The sequence below is a fragment of the Methyloradius palustris genome (assembly GCF_019703875.1).
Lineage (GTDB): Bacteria > Pseudomonadota > Gammaproteobacteria > Burkholderiales > Methylophilaceae > Methyloradius > Methyloradius palustris.
In genome coordinates this window covers 515,468-536,144 of record NZ_AP024110.1, presented here as the reverse complement: position 1 = coordinate 536,144, position 20,677 = coordinate 515,468, and the positions used below count along the sequence as shown (strand labels likewise).

General features: G+C 39.9%; 18 protein-coding genes. 1 reads left to right on the top strand and 17 read right to left on the bottom strand.

What is annotated here, in order from left to right; genetic code table 11:
- Positions 1-16: 16 nt before the first annotated feature.
- The 9 genes from ZMTM_RS02710 to ZMTM_RS02670 form a co-directional block, all read right to left on the bottom strand.
- A complete protein-coding gene (locus tag ZMTM_RS02710; protein WP_221764802.1) occupies positions 17-1,441 on the bottom strand; it encodes a mannose-1-phosphate guanylyltransferase/mannose-6-phosphate isomerase in 1,425 nt (474 codons plus the stop codon).
- A 30-nt stretch (positions 1,442-1,471) separates the two neighbouring features.
- The gene (locus ZMTM_RS02705) at positions 1,472-2,239 is read right to left on the bottom strand and encodes a WecB/TagA/CpsF family glycosyltransferase (RefSeq protein ID WP_221764801.1); all 768 of its coding nucleotides are present in this window, start codon (positions 2,237-2,239) and stop codon (positions 1,472-1,474) included.
- 227 nt (positions 2,240-2,466) lie between these two features.
- Positions 2,467-3,504 (bottom strand): glycosyltransferase family 4 protein, encoded by a 1,038-nt coding sequence (locus ZMTM_RS02700; RefSeq protein ID WP_221764800.1) that lies wholly within the window; start codon positions 3,502-3,504, stop codon positions 2,467-2,469.
- A gap of 87 nt (positions 3,505-3,591) precedes the next feature.
- Positions 3,592-5,037: an Atrophin-1 multi-domain protein gene (locus ZMTM_RS02695; protein WP_221764799.1), complete on the bottom strand. Its 1,446-nt coding sequence runs from the start codon at positions 5,035-5,037 to the stop codon at positions 3,592-3,594.
- A gap of 50 nt (positions 5,038-5,087) precedes the next feature.
- Positions 5,088-6,083, bottom strand: coding sequence for an acyltransferase family protein (locus ZMTM_RS02690; protein ID WP_221764798.1), 996 nt, complete (start codon positions 6,081-6,083; stop codon positions 5,088-5,090).
- 49 nt (positions 6,084-6,132) lie between these two features.
- Positions 6,133-7,335, bottom strand: a complete 1,203-nt coding sequence (locus tag ZMTM_RS02685) for a glycosyltransferase family 2 protein (protein WP_225907070.1) — start codon at positions 7,333-7,335, stop codon at positions 6,133-6,135.
- Positions 7,319-8,548, bottom strand: a complete 1,230-nt coding sequence (locus ZMTM_RS02680) for a glycosyltransferase family 4 protein (RefSeq protein ID WP_225907069.1) — start codon at positions 8,546-8,548, stop codon at positions 7,319-7,321. Before ZMTM_RS02680 ends, ZMTM_RS02685 begins: the two co-directional genes overlap by 17 nt.
- Positions 8,549-8,602: 54 nt before the next feature.
- Entirely contained in the window at positions 8,603-9,127 is a 525-nt protein-coding gene (locus ZMTM_RS02675; protein WP_221764797.1) for a serine O-acetyltransferase, read from the bottom strand.
- Positions 9,124-10,545: an O-antigen ligase family protein gene (locus ZMTM_RS02670; protein WP_221764796.1), complete on the bottom strand. Its 1,422-nt coding sequence runs from the start codon at positions 10,543-10,545 to the stop codon at positions 9,124-9,126. The genes ZMTM_RS02675 and ZMTM_RS02670 overlap by 4 nt, the downstream gene beginning before the upstream one ends.
- A 335-nt stretch (positions 10,546-10,880) precedes the next feature.
- Here ZMTM_RS02670 and ZMTM_RS02665 point away from each other — a divergent pair, with 335 nt between their 5' ends.
- On the top strand, positions 10,881-11,831 hold the full coding sequence (locus ZMTM_RS02665; RefSeq protein ID WP_221764795.1) for a KpsF/GutQ family sugar-phosphate isomerase: 951 nt from the start codon (positions 10,881-10,883) through the stop codon (positions 11,829-11,831).
- A gap of 52 nt (positions 11,832-11,883) precedes the next feature.
- Here the strand turns inward: ZMTM_RS02665 and ZMTM_RS02660 are convergent, their stop codons facing one another.
- From ZMTM_RS02660 to xrtB, 8 genes are read right to left on the bottom strand one after another with little or no spacing between them, the layout of a single operon-like run.
- A complete protein-coding gene (locus tag ZMTM_RS02660) occupies positions 11,884-12,903 on the bottom strand; it encodes a polysaccharide deacetylase family protein (protein ID WP_221764794.1) in 1,020 nt (339 codons plus the stop codon).
- A 43-nt stretch (positions 12,904-12,946) separates the two neighbouring features.
- Positions 12,947-14,020, bottom strand: a complete 1,074-nt coding sequence (locus tag ZMTM_RS02655) for an acyltransferase family protein (protein ID WP_221764793.1) — start codon at positions 14,018-14,020, stop codon at positions 12,947-12,949.
- Between the two features lie 54 nt (positions 14,021-14,074).
- Complete coding sequence (gene kdsB / locus ZMTM_RS02650) at positions 14,075-15,358, bottom strand: 3-deoxy-manno-octulosonate cytidylyltransferase (RefSeq protein WP_221764792.1); 1,284 nt, start codon at positions 15,356-15,358, stop codon at positions 14,075-14,077.
- Positions 15,359-15,368: 10 nt separating this feature from the next.
- Complete coding sequence (gene kdsA / locus ZMTM_RS02645) at positions 15,369-16,208, bottom strand: 3-deoxy-8-phosphooctulonate synthase (protein WP_221764791.1); 840 nt, start codon at positions 16,206-16,208, stop codon at positions 15,369-15,371.
- A 49-nt stretch (positions 16,209-16,257) separates the two neighbouring features.
- The gene (locus tag ZMTM_RS02640) at positions 16,258-17,568 is read right to left on the bottom strand and encodes a capsular polysaccharide export protein, LipB/KpsS family (RefSeq protein ID WP_221764790.1); all 1,311 of its coding nucleotides are present in this window, start codon (positions 17,566-17,568) and stop codon (positions 16,258-16,260) included.
- Positions 17,569-17,574: 6 nt separating this feature from the next.
- Positions 17,575-18,987 (bottom strand): lipopolysaccharide biosynthesis protein, encoded by a 1,413-nt coding sequence (locus ZMTM_RS02635; RefSeq protein ID WP_221764789.1) that lies wholly within the window; start codon positions 18,985-18,987, stop codon positions 17,575-17,577.
- A gap of 50 nt (positions 18,988-19,037) precedes the next feature.
- A complete protein-coding gene (gene epsI, locus ZMTM_RS02630; RefSeq protein ID WP_221764788.1) occupies positions 19,038-19,751 on the bottom strand; it encodes an exosortase-associated protein EpsI, B-type in 714 nt (237 codons plus the stop codon).
- Entirely contained in the window at positions 19,751-20,638 is an 888-nt protein-coding gene (gene xrtB, locus ZMTM_RS02625) for an exosortase B (RefSeq protein ID WP_221764787.1), read from the bottom strand. The genes epsI and xrtB overlap by 1 nt, the downstream gene beginning before the upstream one ends.
- Between the last annotated feature and the right edge of the window lie 39 nt (positions 20,639-20,677).

Genomic DNA, 20,677 nt, shown 5'->3' with positions numbered 1-20,677 from the left:
AACAAAACTGCAAGCTTTATGTACGCCCATAAGAATCATTAAATCTGACGATATCGTCTTCACCCAGATAACTTCCCGATTGCACTTCTATTAAATGCAAAGGCAACTTACCTGGGTTTTCAAGTCTATGGGTTGAGCCTATTGGTATATAGGCAGATTCGTTTTCACTGAAAAGATTTGTCTTGTCATCAACCGTAATCATGGCAGAGCCGCTGACCACTACCCAATGCTCTGCACGATGATGATGCATCTGCAAAGATAATTTTTCTCCGGGCTTCACCATGATTCGCTTTACCTGAAAACGCTCGCCCGCATCAATACCTTCATACCAGCCCCAAGGCCTATAAGCGCGTGCATGAACTTCATGTTCTTTTCTTTTCTCTGACTTGAGGTGATCAACGATTTTCTTGACGTCTTGGGCGCGGTCTTTGTGAGTAACCAATACGGCATCCGATGTTTCAATGACCAGCAGATTTTCAACTCCGACTACTGCAACTAAGCGACTTTCACTGCGAATAAGTGAATTACTTACATCATGAATGTACGTATCTCCGCGAACCACATTTCCATCCGCATCCTTACTTTGGACGTCCCATAAGGCAGTCCATGAACCAACGTCATTCCAGCCCATATTAACAGGAACCATAGCAGCTAGTGTCGTCTGTTCCATCACCGCATAATCAATAGAATCAGATGGCGATGCCGCAAATGAATTTTCTTCCAAACGACAGAAATCCAGATCTTTATAACTTCCGTCAAAAGACAAACGTACTTGTTCTGCAATCTCCGGTTTAAATTTCTTGAGTTCATCTAGATAGACGGCAGCTTTAAATAAAAACATACCGCTATTCCAGAAATAATCATCAGATTCTAGATAGCTTTTTGCAGTGGCCAGATCAGGCTTTTCAACAAATTCACCCACTTCGAAACACCCATCCGCAAGGCTCAAAGTATCGCCCAACTTAATATATCCGTAACCAGTTTCAGGGCTGTCTGGACGAATACCGAAAGTCACAAGTCGACCTGCCTCAGCTGCAATAGCTGCGGTTTTGACTGCAGCTTCAAAAGCATTAATATCACGAATGACATGATCTGCTGGCAAAACTAGTATGAGTGCGCCATTCATATCACTTAGGCTATTTGCCGCTGCTGCAATAGCCGGAGCCGTATTTCGTCCGACAGGCTCAAGCATGATAGATCTTGGCTTTATATCCATTTCACGCAATTGCTCTGCCACCAAAAATCGATGATCGTTACCGCACACAATGATTGGCGATAACACCTCAACTGCTGTCCATGATGACAAGCGAGCGAGAGTCTCTTGCAACATTGATTTTTCTGATACCAAAGGAAGTAGCTGCTTAGGTAATAAAGCTCTAGACAATGGCCATAAACGTGTACCAGAACCGCCCGAAAGAACCACCGGAATAATACTAGTCATAGCAACCCCAGCTTTTTGAAAATAACGCTCTCATCTTCTTGATAACCATTCTTTAATTATTAGTCTTGGGAATACCAGTGCATCATTAAAATAACGCCCAGCTAGCCGCTTTGGCTCTGATGCCATGCGGTGCAACCATTCAATCGCAAATTTTCGCATCCAAGCTGGCGCACGAGGCTTTTCTCCAGCTAGAAAATCAATGGTCGCACCTACACAAAGCGCAACTTTCACCGATAATTGGCTAGCATATTGATAGACCCACAATTCCTGCTTAGGAGCTCCCAGCCCTAAAACTAGCAATTCAGCATTACTAGCATTGATGGATTGGCAAATTTTTATGCAGGCATCAACATCTTTTTCAAAGCCAAATACAGGACTCAAAGTTCCAACAATACTCACCATAGGCCATTTTGACTCAATTAATTTAGCTGCGCTATCTGCTACACCTGGCATTGCACCAAGCAAAAAAACCTTCAATGGCGTTTTTTCTTTTTGGAAGCGTTCAAAGATTTCAGGCACCAAATCACTGCCAGGAACAGTCCCCGGTAAAGGATCTCCAAACATTGAAGCAACTGCCACTACAGGCCTCCCATCTGCCACAACAAGCGAAGCATTTTGATATGCCACTCTAAATATCTCATTTTTATCAAGCTTTACCAGATGATCGACGTTGGGTGTTACAACATAACGACACTGCCTTGAATCGCTGATCAGCCAATCCTTCAGAACGCCAACCGTATCATGCATATCAAGCGCATCGATTAATATGCCAAAAAGTTTGACTCGTTTGTTTTTCATTAATAGGTCAGTATATTTTCTTAATTTAACTTTTTAGATTTTTAATTTCACTTCTTGTCTGTTATGCATGTTTGAATTTGCATAGCGCGAATTAGATGAAAAACTATATTGGAATAATGTACATATGAAGTGAGCAAGTTTAGTGCCAGAAACCAGCATCATATTTACAGGCTAAGAGTAGTCTATTGATCGACTGAAATTTAAATTGAGTATATAAAAGCTCATGTTTATTTAGTATTTGACTTCATATATATTATTTCTAGTTGGTTCATAACTATCAGAAGGCTTTTAGATGCTGCCTTAAAAGTAAATTTTTCCGTTGCAGTTTTTTTCGCATTCAATGCAAGATTTAATCTCAACGCCTTGTCATTCCATAACTTCTCCAGCGCATTCCTCATCGACTCGACATCTTTTGGCTTTACCAATATGCCGTCAACATCATTCTCAATGTAATCCGTTGTTCCTGCACATTCGGTTGCAATAAGCGGAACGCCTAACATCATTGATTCAATAACAGTAACTTGGCCAGATGGAGAATCAATATCTGCAATCGGAATCACATTGATACGAGAATGTATTGCTAGGCGATGGCATTCATCTAAGGATAAATCGGATTTAAAACTGATGGCCTCAGGGGCATTCAAATGTTCAATGGCATACTTTCCAGAAACTATAACCGCCTTGTAACCTAACTGAACCAAGGCTTCTGTAAGTAGAGAATAATCTCTGTTTGCTGTACCAAGAGCCACAACATAAGGCTCACCCTCCTCGAGCCAAGGCTCACTCTTGGGAGGCTCTGCACTCAAGTGTACGAAAAAAAATCTTGAAGAAGGCAAATTGAGCCACTTACTATAAATCTCAATTTCCGCAGTTGAGTGAACCACAAAAATATCGACTGAGGAAAGACAAAATCTCGCGACTTTACCTTTTATTCCCTGATATGGTCGCCCCAAGTTAAAGCACCAGGCTATTAGGGGAAGACTCTTACGTCCAGATAATTTTTTTAATAAAGCAATAACGAGTGCTAGTTGTGGAAATGCTGTAATAATTCCAGTGGAATTTGATCTCCCAAACGACGCTAAAAACCCCTTAAAACCATGCACAAAATAATCTAGCCAGTCAGACGCGGATGAGCTTTTTCTTGATCGATCATGATAGTAGGTTGATGGCACAGCTTCAACGGTATGAAGTTTTGGGTCAATATATTCAAATATCCATTTTGGATCTTCTGAATGTGTAAACGGGGATAGTACTATCCAACGCATTTGGGTGCTTTCAAACTTAGTGTAAGTGAATTTATACTTTTCAATCGGCTCATAATAATCTAAATAAAAATATGAAAAAGATACCTACTACTTCTTAATTAGCGTGCCTGACACGCTAGAGCTCTCAGCAATCCCACTATATATAATAATGACCATATGGCCTTCCTCTGGCCATTGAAAGGTCTTGCTTTCCCCATCTTTCAGAGGACCAGAATCAAAATTCTGATCTCCTTTAACTTGCAACTCTAACTTAGCTCCACCCTCAGTATTAGCAACGACTTCATATGTATCACCTGCTACAGGTTTTGACCACTCAACTTTACTAAATGGATATATAAACTCTCTAGACACCTCAGATGTTTTGCTCCATGTACGTTTCTGATTATAGGTATCATAAGTACTTTTTACTTTACCCATTTGCAACTGATATATACCTCGCATTGATAAAATATTTTGCTTGGTAGTTGGTGCGTATGGGATTCCATTAGCGTCTAAATACTCAGAGACAGTTGCTTGCCTCAATGCAGTCCGAATCAATCTAGTATCAGCACTTTGCCGCCACTGAGCAATTGGAGCAGTGCCAATCTCCTGATAAATTACAAATGGCGTACCTGTATTACGATCTACAACATATGCACCATAACTCATTAAAGTTTTAGCGATCTTACGGATCGCTGAGCTAGCAATTTTTGATAAATCAAAATTGCTAGGCAGCATCATTAATGCGCCTTCTGGAATAGTGCCTCTGTTAGCCTGATAGCTCGAGTCTGCCGAAGTTGCAGGATAAATATACCCAGGAGGTACAGGTGATAATGCTGAGTAGGTGAGCGACATAGCCAATGCATGATCATACTGATCTTTACCGTCATCAATCTCATTCACACGAATAATACCTGCACTGGTTGGCACAGCTGCAGCCCTCGCCCCTTTATAATAATGGGCGGGGTCACCGAAACCAGAATCATCAATCCTTGACCATGCATATAGCTTCGCACTCCATTTACCATCATTCAGCCTAGCGATCCAGAAGCTATGTATTATTCCTGTCGTAGTATCTAAAACGTCAATATGGCCATCAGAACCATTTGCTGAGCTAACATTATCGGGCCAGTGTGGTAAAACCAGATCCCTAACCATTTCTGAGTCCTGATCGTAAACTCCGTAAATAGTAACGGGGGCATCACTGGCTGATGCTGTAAAAAATGAGGTCGAAAAAGAACCTGAGGCAATTGCCGCTTCGTATGCATCTGGAGGAATCACATCACCACCTAAGGTATAGATATGTGGCCTAGAATTCCAAGGGCTTCTTGCAGAAAATGGCTTCAGATACGTGCCATAATTTGAATTATTTCCAGTTAATGGAGATGGAGATACCACTTTTTTATTTTTTTTATTACCGCAAAGTGATGAGTCGCTTATATATATTTCCTGGCCTGAACCATCAACACAGTGAAAGTCTGCTGAATAAGCAGACTCTGTCGAAAGCAGTAATAGAAAAACTACAATATAAATCCGCGGATTGGCACGCATCATAGTCCCTTTGTTATATGGCTGAATATTCAACTTAACTTATGAAAGGTTTATTACTGCGTTCTGTGTGAGATAAGTTCAGAAATATATTTGCCAAAATTTATCCATCGCTTTTCATAATAAAAAGTAGAAACATGTGCTGCTATCAATACAGCGGCAAGAAGCAAGGGCCTTTTTGCATATTTTTCGATTAAATCACCGCTTCCTAGCCATGTACTCGCCAGCAACGGATGCAACACATACAAAGCAAATGAGATTGTTGCGATGTAGCCCAAAACACGGTGGTTCAATAGCTTCTTCAAACCACTATCCAGATTAAATAATGTAGATCCAACTAGCAAAGCTGCAAGATATGGTCTTACATACTCCATCCATCCGATAGCTGGGTGGCAACTAATTAAAAACATAATAAGAATCAGCAGCAGATTAATTTTTGATAAAAACGTTTTTAAGTAATTACTGATGTCAGTATTAATAAATTGATTATTAAAAATCAGTGCCAATATTCCACCTACCAGAATTTCATCCACACGAAAGTGAGAAATCACAGAATGATGCATGCCATAAAAAACTCTTAGCAATGTAAATAGAACACAGAGAATAGGAATCATCAGTAACCCATTCCTCTTCAACAAGCCTGCTAGTAATGCAATCCCAAGATAAAAATGCATTTCTACACATAAACTCCACATATGATCTGTAGTAGAAATTAATGGCTTTGGAGGGTAATTTGCATATAAAAATATGTGAGCTAGCCACACGTCATAAGTTACTGGGTGTAACCACAAGACAAAGCCCATATATAGCCAAGCTAATGGCAAAATTCTGAAAAATCTACGTATAAGAAAATCAACAACATTTGGCCGATTAATCAAATGATGGGTCATCAAGAAGCCAGATAGACAGAAAAAAATGGCCATGCCTGCGATACCAGATGCTACATTCAAATGACCATTACTTGGCCCTAGTGGAAATAAATGGGCCAATAGAACAAGGATAATGGCGATACCCCTCCATCCATCTAATACGCCAAACCTCTTATTAATCATATTTATTATTTCTAGATATTACGACTTAGGAACAACTCATCAGAAAACATTAGTCTCGACGTGAACGCACCCACTCAACCTGTCTTTTCACCACAAACTTCACATACAAAGGTATTTTGCTGAGCACATAAAAGGGTATATAAATTAAATGGCTAATCGACAAAATATTTCGCCCATATTTGAGCCAAGCTAATATCACTGAAATCGCCATAGTTACTAGCAAACTCCAGACGTATAACCACGGATATAACTGATGATTAAATAGAGCAAGAACTGCGCCTAGTAGTGACATGGCGAATATTAGAATAATGAGCATTGCCAAAGGCGGCACGCACATATCTAAAGTCATAAAGAGCTGTTCTAGATTAGCCTTCACCAAACTTTCTCGCAATAATGCAGGGCCTTCCTTAACAATCATACCCAAGTGACCGTGCTCCCAGCGTGTACGTTGAGATTTAACGCCTTCCGCATTTATTGGGAAAGTACTAGTGACCAACGCATCGGGACAGAAATGGGGCGCTTTAGATAATCTTGCAAAATCAATACCCAACTTCATGTCTTCGACGATGTGCCCGCTGGATAAGTCAGCCTCTTTCAATAACAGCCAAGGGAAAGCCATACCCGTACCCATCAGCTGGCATGGCAAATTCAGCCTCAGAAAACCTAATGGCCTTACCCAGTTTTTTACCACCCAGGCAAACTCTGCCACCTTTGTTTTCAAACCATCATTTCCAGGAGAGTTCATCAAATACAAAGCCTGTATGGGCCTTCCTAGGCTTATACACTCAAATGCTAACCGATTTAATGCATCATCATGAACGATACAATCAGCATCCACAATAATAACGATATCAGGAGGATCAGCCTCCAGATATCGCACACCGAAATCTAAGGCATAGCCTTTTCCACGCTGATTCTCACTTGTGCGCTGAATAACCTCCACACCGTTCGCTTTTGCGATTTCTGCAGTATCGTCATCACAGTTATCAGCAACGACCAACAATCGATCTCCTGTATTGAGTTGTGCCTTTATTGACGTAATTGTCGCAATTATTCCATTCGACTCATTGTGTGCAGGTACCAAAACTGCGATTGAACTGCGATTGGTTGTTATTTGGCGACTGCTCAACGGGAATAAAGAGAATAAGATTTGTACAAAAAACAACAAAACGGGAATGGCCAGAATGATGATGATCAAAGAAAAAAGACACTGGATTAGATACATAAATATGCCATCACTTATTTGAGTCATGAGTTGGCAAGGCTTTAAAATACTTTGCCAACTTTCCAGCCTCGACATCTACGGAATGTCGCTCTAAAACGCGCTTATATCCAGCCTCGCCCATTGCAGCAAGTCTCTCTTTTGAGGTGTTCAAGAAATCCTCCAACACCGTGACCAATCCATCCACATCGCCAGCGGGGAATAACCATCCTGTATCATCAGCAATCACTAGCTCAGGTATTCCCGCTACATAGGTAGTTAATACAGGACGTTTTAAAGCCATTGCTTCCATGATCACAACCGGCAAGCCCTCAGCAAAACTCGGCAATATAAGTGCTCGAGCTGCAAGAATTTCATCACGAACTTGATTGCTACTAATCCAGCCTGTAATTCTTACCTTGGATTGCAAATCGTATTTGGCAATCAGCGCTTCAATTTCTTTACGCATCTCTCCATCGCCCGCTAATACCAATTCAAAATCTATTCCTTTATCTGCAATCAACCTACATGCATCAATCAATAAAAGTTGCCCCTTTTGCTCGCAAAGGCGTCCGACACAAACCAGACGAGGGGCTTCTGGAATAAGGGGGGCAGATACATTATAAAAAGCCTCTTCTAAACCACAATGCACTACTTTCACTTTGTACCAATCCTTATAATCCGCCCATCGATATAATTGGCTACGACAGTAAGAAGTAATTGCCACCACAAATACAGAACGTTTAATTTTCTCGCCAAGTTTCAAAAATTCAGGTTTATCGAACTCTTCTGGGCCGTGCACGGTAAAACTATACGGAGGACCACCAAGCTCATGTGCCAACATGATGACTTCAGTTGAGTTACTGCCAAAATGCACATGCACATGCTTGGCATTAAAATCCTGCAACCAAGGCAAAAGTTTACAAGCCTCTGCAAAATAAATAAGGTGAAATGGCCATGCACGATCTGCATGTAAACCCATTTTGATAGCCAGTTTAAGCGTTGATATAAATTTAAACGGATGTTGAAAAAACGTTCTTATCACAGGGACTATTAAACCTAACAATCCTGATTGCAATACGTACTTTGTACGCTCGCGCTCTAGCTTGTCTTCCGGATCTACCACCTCGGTATCCCAACCGCGCAGAGATATTCTTAAAATATTAAACCCCTGCTTTTCTAAGGCCAATATTTCTCTTCGAATAAAACTATGACTTACCTTGGGATACTGGTTAATAAAATAAGCGATTGGATACTGGCTCACTGCACTAGCCTTTCTGAGAACTTTTGAAATTTGAATGCCGCCAAGTGCAGCTAATTAAATACTCTCGGACTTGGCATGAATGATACGAGCAGGTGCCCCTACTGCTGTTGCTCCATCAGGTACATCACATAAGACCACAGACATTGCACCAATTTTGCAATTATTGCCTATCGTGATACCACCCAGTATCTGCGCATAAGCCCCGAAATCAACATTATTGCCAATGACTGGTGCCGCACCATTTTCAACACGGTTACCAATTGTCACACCCTGCCTCAATGTGCAGTTTGCTCCAATAACAGATTCTGGATGTATGAAAATATTGCCAAAATGCCAGATGCGAAGACCGGGCCCAATTTTGCATGACTTTGGTAAACTGATACCAGTGATAGTCTCTACTATTCTGAACAATAACCAATATATTTTGGTATAGCAGCGTTGGCGCAAGCCCGGCTGCAATTCACCAGTACGACGGCCAAAGCGATAGACCCAGATAGCCCAGATAGATTGCTCGTGAGAAAAAGGTTTTGAAGAAGAGTAACGGGCTAAATCAGCTTCCCAGTCCATATCCTGAATCATCGTGCCAACCCACGCGTTGAAAATCTATTCTTTTTCTCAGGTGCCGCAGAGTCTGAAACGCCTGAGTCATCGTTAGTAGGAGCAATTTTATTTCGTTCTGATATAACTAAAGCGCAGCTAGCACCCATAAAAAACCAGAAGTACCAATTGAAAGAAAGATAAACCAATATATTGTCTGAGTATGCTTCCATCATATAGCCAGCAATAATCAGAAGTGTAATCACTGTCCCAACGCGATCAGACTTCAATCCATCTTTAAGAGTAAATATCATTTTGAAGTACATCCAAACCGCAGTCAGAATACCAACTATGCCAGTTTCGAAAAACCATTGAATAAAAATACTATGCGCCCCAAAGCTTATACCGCCAGGGAAAAAATCAGTACATCGGTACTTAAATGATTCCAATCCATAACCGAACACATATCGCACAGGCTCCATCCAATCAAGTGCTGATTGCCAGAGCAGTTTGCGCCAAGCAAATGAATTTAGTTTGGCGTATTGCACATATTCATTTCCGGCGCCCAAATCCAATACGCGATCCCTGACACTGGGAATCAATAGCGCAAAAAAACCACTTAACATTAAATAAACCAGATATCTACGCTCAAAAATTAGGCCATAGATCGCGAATGTGAATAGACAGGCTCCCCAAGCACTGCGTGTTTGGGTAAGTAATAGAAGACCCATTAAAACTAACATATAAAAGAAAAAACCAATTTTAATAAATTGGCTCAATTCCATCGCAGTGCTTTTTATCTTGTAAAACAGAAGTGATATCACTAGCACTAAGTAAAAAGCAAAAATATTCGCATGCCCAAATGTGCTTTTTAATCGATTATCGCCATTACCCATATGGCCAAAATGCAGGCCGATATCAACAAAGGCATAAAGTACAGGTAATATCGAAGAAAGCAAAATCAGATTAATAAAGTATTTGTAATCAGATTTATCTTTTACCAAATAAAAAGCAATCACAAAAACGGAAAAATAGGTCAAGAGCGCATTCAATGTTTTAAGCGCGCCCCCAATATCAGGCGTGTAACTAATTGAAAGAATAGCAATAAACAACAATGGCAGCCATATAGAAGCCATTAGCTTAGTAAACCCGCTGGGGCGCTCTAATACAAACATCAGTGCAATTACAATTACCAGCAGATTGATTAGCCCGCCTATACCAAATGAACCAAATGAAGCAGTTGCAAATATGATGTCGGCTGCCGACCTGAAGAAAAGAATCAAAATGAACAATTTAGTCTTATCTAAGGCAAGAAATACCCCTAGAGCCAACAATGCAGGCAAACCAGCTAAAAGTAGAATCTTTTCTCCGGCAAGCGAGGAATATACAACGGCGAATAATCCAGCTATGAACGAAACTCCGATCAAGCCTAAGCCGTACAACATTAATTTTAAATTCATAAGGGTCTGGAATACTTGGATTCAATTATTAAAAGCTACCATTTGATTCTACGCTGTATCTGCCCTGACTAATCATTACTCACGTGCAAAAATCGAGCCAGGCATTTAAATTGCTTTGTATGCATACATAGTACTTTTCCAGATAAATTAAATAGTTAACCATTTAATTACAGATAGTATAAATATATTATTGCTTTAGTTTTATGGCTTTTACCTAAATTTAATTTGTTTTTAGCCATAAATTGATTTAAGGATTCATTTCAAATATGTATCTGTTTCATGAAGATAGACTCTTTATCTACACCACCTAAATATTGCCGGAGTTTCTGAAAAAAATGCCTGATCGCGGAGAAATACTCACAATTGCAAAACAAGTGATTACATCTGAAATTTCAAGCTTGTTAAGTATGTCAGAAAGGCTGGATAACGAATTTCTTAAAGCAATTGCTATTGTCCAGAATAATGAAGGCCGAGTTGTTATGATCGGAATGGGTAAATCAGGAATAATTGGCAGAAAAATAGCTGCGACGCTTGCCTCAACAGGCACCCCTGCATTTTTTGTTCATCCTGGAGAAGCGTTTCACGGTGATTTGGGAATGATAGAACCTAAAGATGTAGCCCTCTTAATTTCAAATAGTGGAGAAACTGAAGAGATCATTAGAATCATTCCATTTCTACACTGGCAAAAAAATAAAATTATCGCAATGACGGGCAATCTAAATTCATCATTGGCTAAACATGCTGATGCAGTTTTGGATATATCCGTAGATCGTGAAGCTTGTAACAATAATCTTGCCCCAACAAACTCAACCACTGCGGCCTTAGTCATGGGGGATGCTTTTGCCATTAGCTTGTCTACACTTAAAGATTTTCAACCAGAAGACTTTGCTAGGTTTCATCCTGGCGGAAGCTTAGGCAAAAAACTACTAACCCGCGTTCATGAAGTCATGCAAACAAAAAATCTGCCATTTTGTGAACCTGAATCAAACTTCCGTGAGGTGGTATCAACCATGAATACTGGCAGGTTAGGATTAGCCCTGGTAATAGATGAAGATCAATTACAAGGAATCATTACAGATGGCGATTTACGTAGAGCACTTAATGCACATCAAAACCCAACAACACTTCAAGCATATGAGTTCATGACAAAATCACCCAAAACAATTGATCAAAATGAAATGTTTGCGACCGCCGAAGCACAAATGCTGGCATCCAGAATCAATTCAATGGTAGTACTTGGGGAAGAGAGAAAAGTAGTCGGTATTTTACAAATTTACAATAGCTAGCTTGCAGACTTTGTAAGCGACAAGAGCTAATTGAAGGCTATCAGAGCGATAATTACTGAGCTTCCCTGATATTTATAAGGCCCGCATTGGGGATGGCATCAAATTGGATAATCCCATTTTTAACGGGCGATACTTTTAAAATATCGCCTTGCGTAACAAGTGCTGTGCTCCAGCTAGCTGGAACGTTGGTCATAAGGGTAAGAGGGTAATCATACAAATTAGCATCTACATGGGCAGCTAATTCCAGCCGAATCAAGTTTTGATCCACACTGAGTTTGCGTACTTCAGCATTATCTCGTTCGGTTTGGTATTGGTGCTCTGATATATGATCCGTAATCCATAGATTCCCTTTGTCGCTTCGCGCTTTAAGGCCATCAAGAAGCGGGAGAAATATATCCTGCTTTAGCGCCCACATATCCTGATAAGTAACATTGGGGCCTATACGCTCAACACCATGAATGATTAAGTATTCCATGCCTTTTTGGGCGATCGCTTTGTCTGCAAGGGCAAGCATATCTTCAGTTGTTTTAAAGAAATAGACAGCACCATGCTTATCAAATGTTGGACGATTTATTAGGTGATGCTCTTGCAACAACGCATCCAATTGGTCTTGACTAATGTGCCAGTTACCTGTGCCTCCAGGTTGTCCATAAGAAACCAACCGGTTTTCTTTTCCTGGGCTTATCTGTCTGATAATTCGAGCGCACTCACCTATTTCCCATTCAGCATTCTGCATATCTTTAACGCCAGTATGCGTCATGGTATGGTCTCCATACACCATGCCCTGCCGCCAGAGCTTATTTTCCCACTCATCAGAAAACTTTTGATATTCCCCTTTGCCAGGATTAATATAAAACGTAGCAATCATGCCGCGTTTTAGCAATTCAGGGGCAACCACTTGCCAATGGCTTGGCCAACTATCATCGAACATTAATAAAAATGCTGCGGACTTATTATCTTTCCAATATGCGACATGCGTATCTCCTATTAAAAAGTTATCGTCAGCAAGTGCGTCTATTATTGGGCTTGCTAAGCTAATGACTAAGAAAATTCGGAGAAAGATATTTCGCATATTTTTGTCCTAGTATCTAAATATATTTAATACTCTGCATAAATTACGACTCAGTGACTTTATTAAGCTGATTATTGGAAGTAAATTTACTTTGAATATGTGAATTTAATCTATATAAAAAATTTTGAAGCTTGCTTTCCAAGAACCGATTTATTAGGTAAGAAAAAAATGTAATAGTTATCACTACAGTCCAAAAAAGAACATGCAAGTTAATATATGGATAAGCTAGATTAAATATCATATATCCAATATTTTGATGAATAAGATATAAAGGATAGGTTATCGCACCAATTGTTACCCAACTGTGGCTGGCTATAGAGCCAGTTTTTCTAAGCGATACCATAAGCATAATGATATAAAAAACTGTTAGCACAGCTGAAATAACTAAAAAATCGAATTCCGTTTTATACGTTATCTGTAATAAATGGCTTAACTTATAACTTTGAAATAGGGCTAGGACCCATGAAGAAATAAGCAAAATTATTTTGCTTTCGGATATGCCGTCTCTATAAATTAAATAAAAAGTCGATCCAGCGATAAAGTATGTGGCGTAATCAGATATCAACAGATTATGAATTTTACCAAAAGAAAAAAATTGAAGGATTACAGTCAATATGAACCAGCATGTTATATAAAGCTGAATATGTCTGAGCTTCTTTAAGGCTAAAATCAAAGCTATTAATACATAAAACTTAATTTCCACAAGTAAAGACCAGTACACACCATCAATGTATGGCACATGAGAAAAGCCACTTATCATTGTCATATTCGCTAAATATTGCATAAATGTCGCATGATAGCGTGGTGCTCCAATAGCAACTGTAATTATGAAAGTAAGTGTGCAACATATCCAAAATGCAGGGTAAAGTCTGATAACTCTGGAAATTAAAAACTTACTCAGATTCTCACTTTTCGCACTAAGCAGAATCACAAAACCGCTAATCATGAAGAAAAGCTCTACCCCAAGAAAGCCATATTTTGAGAATGCCGTTATATAGCCATAAGACATAACTGTCATATTACCTTCAGAAAATCCTCTGAAGCTATAGTGAAAAATCATCACCGCCATAGCAGCAATAAATCTTAAAATGTCAATTTCGTTGACTCTATTTGTCACATTAATCTCTCTGTATACTTTTTCAGTTTCCCCATAAATTTTATTTAGATACTGTTACTGAACCATCCGATCCATCACACTAGAGAAGCCTTTTGCAGAGTCCAAAACTGCAGCATTTCCTTGCGCTTTTAATATTGCATCTGATAGCTCTCGAAACGCCCCACTTCCACCAGGTAAAGAGAGCGTTTTATAAGCCTGTTGCTTTACGTAATCCGCAGCGTCTGCAACCGCATAGGCTAAGCCGCAGACTTCGAAAGCTGGCAAATCAATACTATCGTCACCAATACAAGCAGTTTGCTCTGGACTTACATTCACCTCAGCCATGATTGCCTTGCAGGCTGCGGCTTTGTCTTTAACGCCAAAACTCGACAGGGTAACCCCTAAATCCGATACACGCTTGCGGAGAGTAGGGGAATCTCGCCCTGATAGTATGGCTACACGAACTCCACATTCTTCTAACATTTTGATACCTAAGCCATCTCGCACATGGAAACGCTTGAGGCATTCGCCTGTTGCGTCATAGTAGATGCCGCCATCGGTAAGCACACCATCTACATCGGTAATGACCAGTTTAATATTTGCTAATAATTCAGTTTCTGTAAGTGCTGGAGGGATATTGATACCACCTAAAATTGCACGTACCAACTCAAGATCGGCTGGCGTATCCACACCTGGGCCCGTAGGCTCAACCTCTATTACTTTAATGGCAATATCAGCGTTTAATAGCCTTAGCTGCTCCAGCGATTCTGATATTTCAATCATTGGCCTTGGTAGTTCTGAATATTTTTCTAACACCTCGCGTGCGTAGGCATATACACCAATGTGCTTAAAGTATTTGGCTGCACTGCTTTCGCGTGGATATGGGATAGGTGAACGGCTGAAGTATATGGCTTGTTGCTTACTATCAAGAATTACCTTAACGCAATTAGGATTGGTTGCCTCATGAATATCGATCTTATGGCAAAGCGTGCTTACCTGTGTGCTTTTATCTTTCATGGCCTCAACTAATGCTGAAAGATCTTCAGGCCTTACCAATGGCTCATCACCCTGCAAATTCAAATAAATATCAGCAGGGAATTGATGCATCACTTCTACAAGGCGATCCGTTCCCGATTGATGATCTGGAGACGTCATTAGCGCTTTGCCTCCAAAGGCTTTAACAACATCTGCCACACGTTGATCATCAGTAGCCACAACGACTGCATCCACACCTTTTACTTCAAGCGCACGCTCTACTACATGTTGAATCATGGGTTTACCAACGATATCAAGCAGAGGTTTCCCTGGCAGCCTAGTGGATGCATAGCGTGCTGGAATCACTATTACAACACGAGCCATTGTCATATCCCTATGCAATTTCAAGTGGTGAGAATGATTTAACTAAATCATCAATGGCTTTTATCTGGGTTAGAAATGGCTCTAGTTGATCAAGTGGTAAGGCACTTGGGCCATCACATTTAGCTTCTTTAGGATTAGGGTGAGACTCAAGGAACAACCCAGCCAGACCAACAGCCATACCTGCCCGAGCAAGATCTACAACTTGCTCACGCCTACCTCCAGATGCAGCACCAAGTGCTTCTCGCTGCTGCAAAGCATGCGTAACATCAAAAATAATTGGGACGCCTTTACATACCTTCTTCATTACACCGAAGCCAAGCATGTCTACGACGAGATTGTCATAGCCAAAGGATGACCCACGTTCGCAAAGGATCGCGCGGTCATTACCAGCTTCTTTGAATTTATCAACAATATTAAGCATTTGATGTGGGCTTAAAAACTGTGGTTTTTTCACATTTACAGGTTTACCTGTTTTTGCCAAGGCCACAACCAAATCAGTCTGTCTAGCTAAAAATGCCGGCAGTTGCAAAATATCAATCACTTCAGCAACTGGGGCAGCCTGCCATGGTTCATGAACATCAGTAATTAATGGCACGCCAAAAGCTGCTTTTACTTTTTCAAATAAACGGAGCCCCTCTTCAAGACCAGGGCCGCGATGAGAATGAATAGATGAGCGGTTTGCTTTATCAAATGAGGCCTTAAAAACAAAGGGTATTTTGAGTTTTGTAGTCACTTTTACATACTCTTCACATGCGCGAAGCGTACTGTCTAAATCCTCAAGCACATTAATACCACCAAAAAGTACAAAGCTTTTTTGGTTGTCTAGATCGATGCCTTTATAGATATTCATCTTATTCCTTAATAATTTAGTTAAACAATATTGACAAGCTTCGAATGGATTACAAAGATAAGTTATGTATCTTATTGATGCATGAGACAAGATTATCGTGTGATAACAATTTCCAAGACCCTCTGAAAAAGAACTTATTCTCAATGAAATTAATGTATAGCTTAATATTGCTTTCCATTTCATCATCCATCCTAGAAACTGCTTTTAGTATTTTTTCTTTGGTTTCTGATTTATCTGAGATGTAATAACAAATTTCTGGTTTAGAGTAGATTGATTCGCCAAATACTATTGTTGGCTTAAGTAATTTAATTGCTTGCAAACCCACTGAAGAATTCACAACCATAATGAATGTAGACTTACTTACGATATCGTCTATAGGAAAATTTTTTATCCAAATAATATCTGGAAATTTTTGCCTAATATCATCATATGAATACCTAAATATATCTTCAGGATGCTCTTTAACAACGATTGGATAGTCACTACCTAAAGCCTCACGAATAGCGGTATAGCAATGAATAATAAAATCTTTGGGGTTATCAAACAGGGGGGAGTTCAGGAGTATCTGAGTATCGTCATGCACCTGTAGCGGTATAAAAGCAAATTGTTGTGGTAGTTCTATTTGATCAAAGGGTATACGTTTTCTGCGTTCATTCAGAAATTTTCCCCATAACAATGAAGATCCTCTTAACTCCGGGTAAGTCTTATAAAAATTAGGATTTAATATCCGCCTAAGTGAGTTTGGCACTAACTCACTCTTAGTAAGAGGGGTACTGCGGATCAATTCCACCTTCAAATCATTACTTACCGCACTAGCTGCTGTATTTTGAATCTCTTTGATCTCATCAAAATCAAGCTTGGCAACCGACGCTGCAGAATTTACGCCCTCAGTATCTGCTTGCAGTGTGCCTGGAAAATATCCGTTTTCCATATAAATACATTTGATGTTTCTTTTTCTGGCAATTTCACTAATAGTGCGCGCGACAAAATCTTGCCCATTCCACATCACAATTAAATTAATTTCTTTTTCTTCTATTAAGCGAATCACGTATGCAGTAATTTTAAGCAACCGAATACGCCAATCTTTTAAATCTCCACCAAATTTATTTTTAATGAAGCTGCACATTTCCAATATCTCCGTATCGGAATAAATGTGGTCATCTATAACTTGATTTTCAATTTCATCTAGGGATTTTGGATAAATATGCTGACTATTCTTCTTTAGAAATGCATGGTCAGTAGGGAGAAAAGAAACCAAATATGGTTTGTATGCATAATTCTGCTCAAGAGCTCTCGATATGTTTAAAAAGAAAGGGGAGAAAACTTCAGTAATTACAAAATACAGTACATTGGTCCGCATGATCGACTAACGTTTCATAATATTAATAAAGTAAGGCTTGGCCAGATAAAACATAGCAATCAAATATACGCTGCCGCCTATTAAAGTTTGCAGTGTCAAATCAATGAACATAACCTTTGATAGCAAAAAGTATTCCTTAATCAGGCTTACAAAAGCTGCGGCCAGTAATGCCCATAATACAGACGGAAAAATACTTTTATACGTAGCAAGATATGCAAGCCCGAGTGACTTTTGTGCAAGGTAAATAGTTGGAATAGTTACAAAGACGCATGCAATTAAATAACCAATTGCCACTCCGACAACTCCCCAACTGCTACCCAAAATAAATGCGAGGACATATATAACGGTGCTGAAAATACCAAATTTTAGTAGTAAAGAAGTTTTACCCTGTGCCATAAAAACTGGACCCGTAGCTCCGCCGATAGCTTGCATAAAACCTACAGGAGCAAGAATACCTAGCAAAGTTGCAACTAAAGTCCATCGGCTTCCAAGTGAAAAGTCTATGAACTCATAACGCATAATAAATAAGCCCGTCATAATTGGCGCAGTTAAGAATGAAATTGTTTTTATTGAATTCAGGTAAAGTTTTGCCATCTCTGGAATATCATGTTGCAGTCTGCTCATCACTGGGAAGAGCGCTCGTGCCGAGACCCAAGTGATATTCTGCACGGGAATCATCATTATTTTTGATGCCATGGAATACAAACCCAGAAGGGTAGAGCCCAATATGCGACCAATAACCATACTGTCAGCATTTCTGAAAAAATAACTGACTAGCTGGTAGCCAGCCATATTGCTACTGAATCTGAACAGTTCTTTAAGGCTAGAAAAATCAACAGATCGAGTTGGCCGCCAATCTGACGAAATCCACAAAAGTACAGTACTTAGGGTTGTAGTTACAATGGTTTGAATCACGAGACTATAAACACCCATTCCATTGATAGCAGCAATGATTGCTGAAGCTAAGGAAATAACTGTACAGCTAATATCAATCATTGCTATGCGTCTGAATCTTGATTTTCGCTCATGTAATGCCTGATGCACTGCCGAGGTGCTTGATATCGGATATGTCATAGAAAGAAAACATAAAACACCCATCAACTCAGGCGTTCTGAAAGCTTTAGCTATCAATGGAGATGTAGCCAATAGAACAAGGCCAATTGCTAGCCCCATACAGACATTCAACCAAAACACTGCATTTGTTATCTCATGGCTGAGCTCATGTTTTTGAATGACTGCGGCAGCAGTTCCCATATCACGCAAAAGTATTGCCAGATTCGTCGCAACCCCAGCCATCGCCATCAAACCATAATCTGATGGTGGAAGTATGCGTGCCAGAATGAACATATTGCCTAATTGGGAAATAATCCTTGCGGATTGTCCAACCGCTACCCATTTGGCATTGGATGCTGCATTCATTTGCAAAATATCAGTACCTTCTCATTACAGATTTATTAGGGTGTTGTGATCTAATGAGCTACAAGCAATGCTTCAGTCGGTTTATTAAGTGCGCTGGTCAAATCTAAAATAAATTTTTCTTGTTTTTGGTAGGCTTCCGTGAGGCTACTTTGATCATTTAGCGAGGTGGAGACTCTTACAAGAACGCCATCCAAAACTTTCCCGTGCAAACCATCCTTGAATATTTTGAGCCTTGCCTGGATACCATTACTTGGATATTCATCGCCAATTCTTATCCAATAGCTTATGGCTTCATAGCGACTATCGTTCTGCATAAGCAACTGGTGTGCCATCACTGGCTTTTTTGAACTCGGCAGATTGAGCACTTTATCGTTATGGCTAATCAGCTGGAAACCCTGTGCGACATAGCAGACCTCTGGTCTATGAATTTTTACATCCTGTCTCTGTTCGCGGGCATATGCTATTGCCAGCATGATGCGGCCGCCTTCTTGGTTAACGTAGGTTCGCATTAAGACTTGATCATATAGAAGATTAACCGAGTAATTTTTATCGGTTGTCAGACTGACTTGTATAAATGGATCAGGGATAGCTTTCCAACCACCAAACTCGCTGGGAATAGTTTGATCAAACTCTGGTGCCGAATCGTTAGATTGGAGTTTTGGAGTTAGTAATAATGCGGTAGTAAACGCAAGTATAAATAATCCGAGGATTATGCAGCTTCTGATAAGCGATATTCTTGGGAACCCGTTAAAGATTGTTTCCATTAAACAGGTTTCTTAGATTTTAATTGGGAATGCCGAATAGATATTGAAGAGATCATTCTTAACAATGAATCTGTTCCGATAATTAACAGCAACGCTGTCATGAACAGTACAACGCCGGAAAACTCATGAACAAAACCTTGGCCTGCTGCATCTCCAAAATAATATGTAATTAAAGACAATATGATCACGCGAGTGATGTTGGATGCAAATGAAATAGGCACGATCAGGATAGCCAAGACAATATTGCGCAGAGGTGACTCATGTCGGGTAACATTTAGATAAAGTAGCCCTAGTGCTTCAAGCGTAAAAAGTGAGTTTAATCCAGCACACGCATCTGCTACCAGCAATTGATATTGACCAACAAAAAGAATGACGCCTGATCTCGCTACCGGATAATTAAAGGAATAAAGAATGTGTTCCACAGAATAAGACACCGCTATTTTCATAGGCTGGGTTACCACATCGACCCACGAAGCTGGCAATGGAATAATGAACATCATGAAAAAGAAAGCAAACCATAAATACTGAACAATTTTTCTTCCAAGCAGTATAAGTATTAGACTGATAAGTACGAGTATTAATGACCCTATATCAAACATGAGGATATTTTGCGACCTACCGAGAATATAGAGTATCAAACCCAAAAACAGCATAATCCAGCCAGAAAATCCCGAAGGCTTATATTCAATATCCTGGTCTTTGATCTGCTTTATCTTGAAATAGAAAAACCATAAAGTAATTAAAAGTACTATGGGGCCATGAGCTTGGCGATCAGTATTCCATACATTTTTGAATATATTGATGAAACTGGGCACATACATCAAAGATAGCCCGGCAGCGAGAATTAGCCATGGGATGATCGTTTTTTGATGAATAAACTCCATCATGTTCTTAAATGAAGCCGTTTTCATCGGTATTTGAGATTT

Coding starts and splice junctions, on each gene's coding strand:
- ZMTM_RS02710 (WP_221764802.1), bottom strand. CDS start 1,441: ATGACTAGTATTATTCCGGTGGTTCTTTCGGGCGGTTCTGGTACACGT.
- ZMTM_RS02705 (WP_221764801.1), bottom strand. CDS start 2,239: ATGAAAAACAAACGAGTCAAACTTTTTGGCATATTAATCGATGCGCTT.
- ZMTM_RS02700 (WP_221764800.1), bottom strand. CDS start 3,504: ATGCGTTGGATAGTACTATCCCCGTTTACACATTCAGAAGATCCAAAA.
- ZMTM_RS02695 (WP_221764799.1), bottom strand. CDS start 5,037: ATGATGCGTGCCAATCCGCGGATTTATATTGTAGTTTTTCTATTACTG.
- ZMTM_RS02690 (WP_221764798.1), bottom strand. CDS start 6,083: ATGATTAATAAGAGGTTTGGCGTATTAGATGGATGGAGGGGTATCGCC.
- ZMTM_RS02685 (WP_225907070.1), bottom strand. CDS start 7,335: ATGACTCAAATAAGTGATGGCATATTTATGTATCTAATCCAGTGTCTT.
- ZMTM_RS02675 (WP_221764797.1), bottom strand. CDS start 9,127: ATGATTCAGGATATGGACTGGGAAGCTGATTTAGCCCGTTACTCTTCT.
- ZMTM_RS02670 (WP_221764796.1), bottom strand. CDS start 10,545: ATGAATTTAAAATTAATGTTGTACGGCTTAGGCTTGATCGGAGTTTCG.
- ZMTM_RS02665 (WP_221764795.1), top strand. CDS start 10,881: ATGCCTGATCGCGGAGAAATACTCACAATTGCAAAACAAGTGATTACA.
- ZMTM_RS02660 (WP_221764794.1), bottom strand. CDS start 12,903: ATGCGAAATATCTTTCTCCGAATTTTCTTAGTCATTAGCTTAGCAAGC.
- kdsB (WP_221764792.1), bottom strand. CDS start 15,358: ATGGCTCGTGTTGTAATAGTGATTCCAGCACGCTATGCATCCACTAGG.
- kdsA (WP_221764791.1), bottom strand. CDS start 16,208: ATGAATATCTATAAAGGCATCGATCTAGACAACCAAAAAAGCTTTGTA.
- ZMTM_RS02640 (WP_221764790.1), bottom strand. CDS start 17,568: ATGCGGACCAATGTACTGTATTTTGTAATTACTGAAGTTTTCTCCCCT.
- ZMTM_RS02635 (WP_221764789.1), bottom strand. CDS start 18,987: ATGAATGCAGCATCCAATGCCAAATGGGTAGCGGTTGGACAATCCGCA.
- epsI (WP_221764788.1), bottom strand. CDS start 19,751: ATGGAAACAATCTTTAACGGGTTCCCAAGAATATCGCTTATCAGAAGC.
- xrtB (WP_221764787.1), bottom strand. CDS start 20,638: ATGATGGAGTTTATTCATCAAAAAACGATCATCCCATGGCTAATTCTC.